General features: G+C 75.9%; 6 protein-coding genes and 4 pseudogenes. 1 reads left to right on the top strand and 9 read right to left on the bottom strand.

Annotated features, from left to right (window positions below; translation table 11 throughout):
* Positions 1-90: 90 nt before the first annotated feature.
* The 5 genes and pseudogenes from Srubr_RS40290 to Srubr_RS40270 form a co-directional block, all read right to left on the bottom strand.
* Positions 91-1,404, bottom strand: a complete 1,314-nt coding sequence (locus Srubr_RS40290) for a ketoacyl-synthetase C-terminal extension domain-containing protein (protein WP_230426643.1) — start codon at positions 1,402-1,404, stop codon at positions 91-93.
* A complete protein-coding gene (locus Srubr_RS40285) occupies positions 1,356-1,697 on the bottom strand; it encodes a beta-ketoacyl-[acyl-carrier-protein] synthase family protein (protein ID WP_230426642.1) in 342 nt (113 codons plus the stop codon). The genes Srubr_RS40290 and Srubr_RS40285 overlap by 49 nt, the downstream gene beginning before the upstream one ends.
* Before the next feature lie 156 nt (positions 1,698-1,853).
* Positions 1,854-2,561, bottom strand: a complete 708-nt coding sequence (locus Srubr_RS41335) for a beta-ketoacyl [acyl carrier protein] synthase domain-containing protein (RefSeq protein ID WP_268987379.1) — start codon at positions 2,559-2,561, stop codon at positions 1,854-1,856.
* Entirely contained in the window at positions 2,558-3,004 is a 447-nt protein-coding gene (locus Srubr_RS40275; protein WP_230426640.1) for an acyl carrier protein, read from the bottom strand. The genes Srubr_RS41335 and Srubr_RS40275 overlap by 4 nt, the downstream gene beginning before the upstream one ends.
* Positions 3,005-3,410: 406 nt before the next feature.
* A pseudogene (locus tag Srubr_RS40270) lies at positions 3,411-3,697 on the bottom strand (KR domain-containing protein); the annotation flags it as partial.
* 214 nt (positions 3,698-3,911) lie between these two features.
* On the opposite strand from Srubr_RS40270, the gene Srubr_RS08925 reads away from it, so the two are divergent.
* Positions 3,912-4,190 carry a hypothetical protein gene (locus Srubr_RS08925; RefSeq protein ID WP_203854926.1) on the top strand — a complete coding sequence of 93 codons (279 nt, stop codon included), beginning with the start codon at positions 3,912-3,914 and terminating at the stop codon, positions 4,188-4,190.
* Positions 4,191-4,863: 673 nt separating this feature from the next.
* On the opposite strand, the gene Srubr_RS08920 is transcribed toward Srubr_RS08925, so the two are convergent.
* The 4 genes and pseudogenes from Srubr_RS08920 to Srubr_RS41320 all read right to left on the bottom strand — a co-directional run.
* Complete coding sequence (locus tag Srubr_RS08920; protein WP_203854925.1) at positions 4,864-6,603, bottom strand: polyketide synthase dehydratase domain-containing protein; 1,740 nt, start codon at positions 6,601-6,603, stop codon at positions 4,864-4,866.
* Between the two features lie 127 nt (positions 6,604-6,730).
* Positions 6,731-7,039, bottom strand: a pseudogene (locus tag Srubr_RS41330) (acyltransferase domain-containing protein); the annotation flags it as partial.
* A 74-nt stretch (positions 7,040-7,113) separates the two neighbouring features.
* A pseudogene (locus tag Srubr_RS41325) lies at positions 7,114-7,462 on the bottom strand (acyltransferase domain-containing protein); the annotation flags it as partial.
* Positions 7,463-7,989: 527 nt separating this feature from the next.
* A pseudogene (locus Srubr_RS41320) lies at positions 7,990-8,093 on the bottom strand (hypothetical protein); the annotation flags it as partial.
* Positions 8,094-8,120 lie beyond the last annotated feature (27 nt).

The raw sequence follows: 8,120 nt of genomic DNA, 5'->3' as shown, positions 1-8,120 counted from the left end.
CGACCGTGGGCAGCAGGACCTCCCAGTCGTCTGCGGGGCCGCAGGCTCGGCAGCAGCAGGTCGTCGTGGCGGGGCGGGCAGGCGTCGTGATCACCCGAGCAGGGTGGGGGCGGGACCGACCTCGAGGAAGGTGCGGTAGCCCATGGACCGCAGGGTGCGACGCCGTCGGTGAAGCGCACCGTGCGCGCACGTGCCGGCACCAGTAGTCGGCGTCCGGCGCTGGTCCCACGGCCACAGCTCGCCGGTGACGTTGGAGACCAGGGGGATGCGCGGGGTGGTGAAGGTGAACTTGCGCGCGGCGCGGCGCAGCGGCTCCAGGACCGGGTCCATCAGCGGGGAGTGCCCGGCGGAGGCGATGTGCAGCTGGTCTTCACGCCGCGGGCGCCGAACGCGGCGCACACGGCCTCGACGACGTCGCGCTCGCCGGAGATCGCCACGTTCGCCGGGCCGTTGACCGCGGCGACGGCGATCCGGCCCGGGTACGCGGCCAGCTCCGTGGCGACCCTCCTCGGAGGCGAAGACCGCGGCCATGGTGCCGGGCAGGCAGAACTCCTGGATGATGCGGGCCCGTTCCACCGCGAAGGCCAGTCCGTCCTCCAGGGACACCGCCCCGCACAGGCGGCCACGCACTCGCCGAAGCTGTGGCCGAGGACGGCGGCGGGGAGTGATGCCCCAGGACTCCCACAGCCGGGCCAAGGCGTACTCGACGACGAACGTGGCGGGCTGGGCGTAGGCGGTGTCGTTGATCTGCGTGTCGTCGGGGTCGTCCGGGAACATCACGTCCAGCAGGGGCCGGGCGAGCAGCGGACGCAGGATCTCGGCGCACTCGTCGACCGCCGCCGGAAAGTGGGCTGGGTGTCGTACAGGCGGCGGGCCATGCCGGGGCGCTGGGCGCCTGGCCGGTGAAGAGGAAGACGACCTCGCCGCCGGCCTCGCCCTGGACCAGGCCGGGCGCCTGGCCGGCGGCGAACGCGGCGAGCTGCCCGGCGACCTCCTCGCGGGTGGTGCCGACGGCGGCGAGCGGTGCCGGAAGTGGGAGCGGCCGGTGCCGGCCGAGTGGGCCAGGTCCGCGAGCGAGGCGTCGTCGCCGGCGGCGAGCCGCTCGGCGTAGCGGCCGGCGAGGGCGGCGAGCGCGGTCTCGGTGCGGGCGGACAGCGGGAGCACGGAGGCGGGCCTGCGGTCGTCCGGCGCGGCCGGCGCCGGCGTGGCCGGGGCCTGCTGCAGGATCATGTGGACGTTGGTGCCGCTCAGTCCGAAGCTGCTCACCGCGGCCGTGCGCGGGCCGTCGGTGTGCGGCCACGGGGTGAGCCCGGTGGGCACCCGGAAGGTGGTGCCGTCGAAGGAGATGTTGGAGTTCAGCCGGGAGAAGTGCAGGTCGGCGGGATCTCGGCGCGTTGCAGGCACATCACGGCCTTGATGAGACCGGCGATCCCGGCGGGCCTCCAGATGCCCGATGTTGTCTTGACCGCGCCGAGGTAGACCGCGCGCCGCTCTCGCGGCGTACACGTCGGCCAGGGCCTCGCCTCGATGGGGTCGCCGAGGCGGGTGCCGGTGCCGTGCGTCTCGATGTAGCCGACCTGCTCGGCGCGACCCGGCGGCGGCCAGGGCCCGCGGAACACATCGCGCTGGGCGTCGCCGTTGGGCGCGGTGATGCCGGCGCTGCGGCCGTCCTGGTTGACCGCGCCGCCGCGCACCACGGCGAGGACCGCGGTCCTTGTCGCGCAGGGCGTCGGACAGCCGCTTGAGGACGACGGCGCCGCAGCCCTCGCCGCGCACGTACCGTCCGCGTGTCGGTAGGAACGTCATCGCGCGGCCCTGCCGGGAGACCGAGCCGAACTGCGACTGGGAGATCATCAGCAGCGGTGACGCACCACGTTGACGCCGCCGGCCAAGGCCATGTCGCACTCGCCCAGGCGCAGGCTCTGGCACGCCTGGTGGACGGCCAGCAGCGAGGCGGAGCAGGCGGAGTCGATGGTGAGGTTGGGGCCGCGCAGGTCGAGGAGGTAGGCGATACGGGCCGGGACGAAGGACGGGCGGCGCCGGAGCTGGTGTAGGCGCTGACGTCCTCGGGGTGGCGCAGCTGCGCGGTGATGTAGTCCCAGGAGGCGACACCATGAACACACGGTGCGGCTGCCGGCGAGACCGAGGGCGCTGGCCCGCGTCCTCCAGCGCTCCCAGCACACCTGCAGGCTCAGCCGCTGGGCCGGGTCCATCGCCAGGGCCTCGCGCCGGGAGATGCCGAAGAAGTCGTGGTCGAACAGGTCGATGTGTCGAGGAACGCGCCGGCCGGGTGTAGATTGCCCGGCTTGCCGGCCTCCTCGTCGTAGAACGCCTCGTGGTCCACCGGTCGGCGGGGATGTCGCCACCGCGTCGGTTCCCTCGGCCAGCAGCCAGTAGGAGGCGGTGTCGGTGACCCCGCCGGGGAAGCGGCAGCCGGTGCCACGATGGCGATGGGCTCGGAGCGGGCCCGCTCGTACTCCTCGACCTGGCGCTGGAGGCGGTCCATCGTCAGGTAGGCGCGTTTGAGTGTTTCGGCCGCCGTCAGTTCCTGTCGGTGTCATCGCCGGTCCCCTCGTCGATCTGGGTGGTCTTGGCCATCAGGAGTGCTTCGAGTTCCGCCGCGGACAGCGCGTCGAGGTCGGGCGGGCCGTCGCGCGGCGTCGGGCCGCGTCGTCGGGGGCGGTCCGCCCGGGCGCCGGCGCGGCCGGCCGTTCCTCGACGGGGCCTGGCCGGACTCCAGCTCGATCTCCATGCGGTCGGCCAGGTACGGCACCAGGGCGTCGATCGTCGGGAACCGCCAGGTGACGGTGGAGGGCAGCTGGACGCCCAGGGAGGACTCCAGGGACTTGCGCAGCTCCAGGGAGAGCAGGGAGTCGAAGCCATGCGGAGAGCGGGGCCCCGGTGTCGATCCTGGCGGGTTCGGCGCCGACGACGCGGGCGGCGACCGCCGGCAGTGCTCGGTCAGTACGGCCCTGCGGCGGCGGCCGGGTTCCACCGCGAGCATCCGGCGGCGCACCTGCGCGTGCGCTCCCGCGGCGCCCCGGGCGTCCTCGCCGGTTCGTCGAGGAGGGTGCGCAGCGCCGCCCGTGGTGGTCGCGCAGCCTCGCGCGGTCCAGCGGCAGGACGCACACCTGGGTGGCGTCACCGCGCAGGATGCGGTCGAGGGCGACGATGCCCTGCTCCGGGCTGATGCTCCGATGCCCCGGGCGGCCAGCGCGCCGCCGCGCTCGGGCCGGGCGGCGAGGCCGATCCCCGACCAGGGACCCCAGTCGATGCTGAGCGCGGGCAGGCCCAGGGAGCGCCGGTGGTGGGCCAGGGGTCGAGGAAGGCGCTCGCGGCGGCGTAGTTGCCCTGGCCGAGCCGAGGACCGCGGCGGCCGACGAGTACAGGACGAAGAAGTCCAGGTCACGGTCCACGGTGGCCTGGTGCAGGTGCCAGGCCGCCACCGACTTGGGGCCCGCGACGGCGCGGAACCTGTCCCCGTCCAGACGGTGAGCAGGCCGTCGTCGAGGACGCCCGCGGCGTGCACGATCCCCGCGAGCGGCGGCAGGGAGCCGTCGATACGGGCCAGCAGGCCGTCGACGGCCGTGCGCTCGGAGACATCGGCGGCCAGGACGGTCACCTCGGCCCGGGCCCGCAAGGCGGCCAGGGCCTGTTCGGCGTCCGGCCGGGGGCGCTGCGGCGGCGGCAGGACCAGATGGCGGGCGCCCTGGTCGACGAGGTAGCGGGCCGTCTCCAGGCCGAGCGCGCCGAGGACCGCCGGTGATCAGGTAGGTGCCGTAGGGGCGGACCGGTGCGGCGCCCGGGGCGGTGGTGACCCGACCGGCGGTCGGCACCAGCACGAGCTTGCCGGTGTGGCGGGCCTGGGCCATCGCGGTGAAGGCGGGGGGGCGTCGCCGAAGGGGTGGACGGTGACCGGCAGCGCGGTGAAGTCGCCGCTCTCGAAGCCCTGGACGACGTCGGCGAACAGCGCGGCGATCGCCGGGTTCCTCGCGGATGGTGCGTTCCAGGTCGACGGCGAGGAAGGCGCGGTTGTCCTTGAAGAACTCCAGGCCGATGTGGCTGTTGTCGTAGATGTCGCGCTTGCCGATCTCCACGAAGCGTCCGCCGGGCGCGAGCAGGCCCAGGGACGCACGAGGGTCTCGCCGGAGGCGGAGTTGAGGACCACGTCGACCCCGCGACCGCGGTGAGAGCGTGATCTCGGCGGCGAAGTCGAGGGTGCGCGAGTCCATGACGTGCTCGACGCCGAGGCCGCGCAGCATCTCGCGCTTGGCGGGGGAGCGGCGGTGGCGAAACACCCGCGCGCCCCGGCGGCGGGGGCGACCTGGAGCGCGGCGAGGCCGACGCCGCCGGTCGCGGGTGGATGAGCACGCTGTCCCCCGCGCGCAGCCGGCGAGGTGTTCCAGGCGTACACGGCGGTGAGGAAGGCGATGGGCACCGCGGCGGCCTGCTCGTCGTCCGGGCCGCCGGGGCCGGGGCCGTCAGGCGCGCGTCGAGTGTGAGGAAGGCCGCCATGCCGCGGGGCCGGCGGCGATGACCCGGTCGCCGACCGGCGCCGCGTACGCCCTCGCCGACCGCGGTGATCCGGCCGGCGCACTCGGCGCCGAGCGGTACGACGCCTTCGGCTCCCGGGTAGGAGTCCAGGGCTTGAGGACGTCGCTGAAGTTCAGGCCCGCGGCGGTGACCTCGATCTCGACCTCGCCGGGTCCGGGCGGGGTGCGGTGCCACCAGGTCGGGCGGAGGCTGGCCAGGGCGCCGGGGCGGGGCCAGCAGCCGGTGGTTGCCGTCGCGGGCGGCGTCGAAGGACCAGGAGGGACGCCCCCGGTGTCCCGGCCGGCGGGCGCCAGGGCTGGAGCGCGGGTGTCAGCCGCTCGCCGCGCAGGGCGACCTGGTCGTCGTCGCCGGGACGCAGCACTCCTCGAGCAGCTGGGTGCCCTCGGCGGCCGGGCGGGCCGGGTCCAGGTCGACGACGGTGGTGCGCAGCTCGCTGTGCTCCAGGCCGATCACCGGGCCAGACCCCACAACGGGGCATGCCCCACGGCCGGTTCGTCGCCGTCGGCGCGCTGGGCGCCGCGGGTGACGAGGACCAGGCGGGGCGCGGGGTCCTGGCCCGCGCGGGCGAGTTCCTGCACGAGGTGCAGCACCGGCAGGCAGACGTCGCCGTGCTCGCGGGGCCGGCGTCCAGCGCCCACGCGTGGACGATGCCGTCGGGGCGGACATCCGCGTCGGCCAGGTCGGCCAGCAGCGCGGCGAGGTCCTCGCGGCGCCCGGGGTCGACCTCGTACGTGTGCGGGCCGGCCTTGCGGTAGGCCGAACGGCGGTGACGGTGAGGCAGGTGGCACCGCGCGAGCGCAGGCCGGTGGCGAGAGTGGCGGCGGTGGTGCCGGTGTCGGCGAACAGCAGCCAGGTGCCCGGCTGCCGCGCGGTGCCGGGGGATCCGGCCGGCGCGGGGCGCCAGGCGATGTCGAGCAGCAGCAACTCGTCGAGCGGGTCGGCGGCCCCGGCGCGCTCCAGGCGCTGCAGGGTGATGCCGGTGACCTCGCCGACGGCGGTGCCCGCGTCGTCGTACAGGACGACGGTGGCGCCGGTGATCCGCTCGGCGCCGGGCCGGGCGGTGACGGCCGCGTGGGCCCAGCGGGGTTCGGCGCGGTCGGTGAAGAGGGTGAAGCCGCCGACGGCGACCGGCAGGTAGGTGGCGTCGAGGGGGGTCTCCTGCGCGTCGAGCGCGGCGCTGAGGACCTGCAGGGCGCTGTCGAGCACGGCGGGGTGCACGGGGTGCTCGCCGCGGTCGGTGGTCAGCGCGGTCCGCTCGCGGAGCCGGGCGACGGCCTCGGCCCGGCCCCGCCACAGCTCCTGCACCCCCTGGAAGGCGGGGCCGTAGGCCAGTCCGGCGCGGCGCAGTGCCGCGTAGTGGTCGTCGGCCGCGGCGGTGGTGGCGCAGCGCGCCCGTACGGCGGCCGCGGTCGGTCGGCGCCGGCCCCGGGGGCGGGGGGAAGGCCGCCCGCCGGCCTCGGTCCACTGCTCGCCGGCGCCGGCCCGGGTGTACAGCCGCACCGTGCCGGTGTCGGCGGTGCCGGGCAGCAGGACGAGCTGCAGGGTGCTGTCCTCGGCCTGCTCGGGCACGACGGTGAGCCGGCTGAGGGTGATGTCGTCCAGGGCGGCGGCGCCACCGAGGTGCGCGCGGGCCGCGGCGAGCGCGGCGTCCAGCACCAGGGCGGCGGGCAGGACGGGACTGCCGCCGATCTGATGATCCGTCAGGTAAGGGAACTCCGCGAGGGAGACGGGCGCCGACCAGTGCACGGCGTGCGGCGGCAGCGCCGATTCGGTGCGCTCGCGCAGGACCGGGTGGCCGCGGTGCGCGGCCGGGCGTCCCGGGCGCCGCTCGTGTCGGCAGCGGGTGCGCTGCCAGGGGTAGGAGGGCAGGTCGGCCATGGGACCGGCCGGGCCGTGGACCCGGGTGAAGTCGACCGGGTGGCCGGCGGTGTAGAGACGGCCCAGCTCGGTGAGCACGGCGGCCCGGCCCGGCTGGTCCCGGCGCAGCGAGGACACCGCGACCGCGTCGTCGTACGACGAGACGCGCTCGGTGACGGCGTCGGTGAGCATCGGGTGGGGCGAGACCTCGACGAAGACGGTGTGCCCGGTGTCGGCGAGCGGGTGACGGCGGTGTCGAACAGGACGGCCGGGTGAGGTTGGCGGCCCAGTACCCGGCGTCCAGGCGGTCGCCGGGCACGATCTCGCCGGTGCCGGTGGAGACCATCGGGATCGCGGTGGGCCGGGGCCGCAGCGGGGCCAGCTGCCGCCGCAGCTCGGCGGCGACGGGCTCCATCAGGGGGCAGTGGGAGGCGAACCCGACCGACTCCAGGACCTTGCAGTAGAGCCCCTCGTCCGCCAGGGACTTGGCGAACCTCTCCACGGCGGGGCCCTCGCCGGAGAACACGGTGGAGTTCGGGCTGTTGGCGGCGGCGATCCACACCGGTCCCGGGGCGCGCTCGGCCAGCAGGGCGCGGGCCCGGTCGAGGGAGACGCCCGCGACGGCCATCCGGCCCTTGCGGTGGCGGCGTGCAGGACGGTACCGCGGTGCAGGGCGATCAGGAGGGCGTCCTCCAGCGAGATCGCGCCCGCGACCTGGGCGGCGGCGATCTCGCCGACGCTGTGCCCGACGACGGCGGGGGTTCGACCCCCAGGAGCGCCACAGGGCGGCCAGCGCTGTCTGCACCGCGGTCAGGGCGGGCTGGCCGACGGCGGTGTCGAGCAGCCGGGAGCGGTCCGGGTCGGCCGTGAGCTGGTCGAGCAGCGACCAGTCGGTGTGGCGGCGCAGCAGGGCGTCGGCCCGCTCCAGGACGGCCCGGAAGGCCCGTTCCCCGGCGAGCTCGCCGTCGAGCAGGTCGGCGGCGAGCGGCCACCAGCGGGGTCCCTGCCCGGGAAGACGAACCCGCCTTGTCCTGCCGGCCGGCCGGCGCACGCCGGAGCTGAGGCCGGGCGCCTCCTCGCCGCGGCCGAACGCGGCGAGCGCCCCGCGCAGTTCCGCGGCCGACGAGCCGACGCAGGCCAGCCGGTGCTCTGATGGGTGCGCGGACGGCGGCGGCGGAGGCGAAGGTGCCCACGGGCGTGGTGCCGGTGAGCTTGTCCGCGTAGCGGGCGGCGAGGTCGCGCAGGGCCTGCTCGTCCCGGGCCGAGACGGTCAGCAGCACGGCGCCGTCGGCTGTGGCGCCGGGCCGGCCGGCGGCCCGCGGCGGTCCTCCACCACCAGGTGCGCGTTGGTGCCGCCGAAGCCGAAGGAGCTGACACCCGCGAGGGGGGGGCGTCGGTGGGCCAGGCTGGAGGGTGTCGGCGACCCGGACGGGCAGGTCGGCGAAGGGGATGTGCGGGTTGGGGGTGCGGTAGTGCAGGGTCGGCGGCACCACGCGGTGGCGGACCATCAGGGCGGTTGATCAGACCGCCGATCCCGGCGGCGGCCTCCATGTGCCCGAGATTGGACTTGACCGAGCCGATCAGGCAGGGCCGGTCCGGGTCGCGGCCGTCCCGAGGACCGCGCCGAGGGCCTTGGCCTCGATCGGGTCGCCGAGGATGGTGCCGGTGCCGGGCCTCCACATAGGCGATGTCGCGGCGCGCACCCCGGC

The sequence above is a fragment of the Streptomyces rubradiris genome (assembly GCF_016860525.1).
Taxonomy (GTDB): domain Bacteria; phylum Actinomycetota; class Actinomycetes; order Streptomycetales; family Streptomycetaceae; genus Streptomyces; species Streptomyces rubradiris.
The sequence above is the reverse complement of the archived record's forward strand: the minus strand, read 5'-3'. Positions and strand labels throughout refer to the sequence as shown.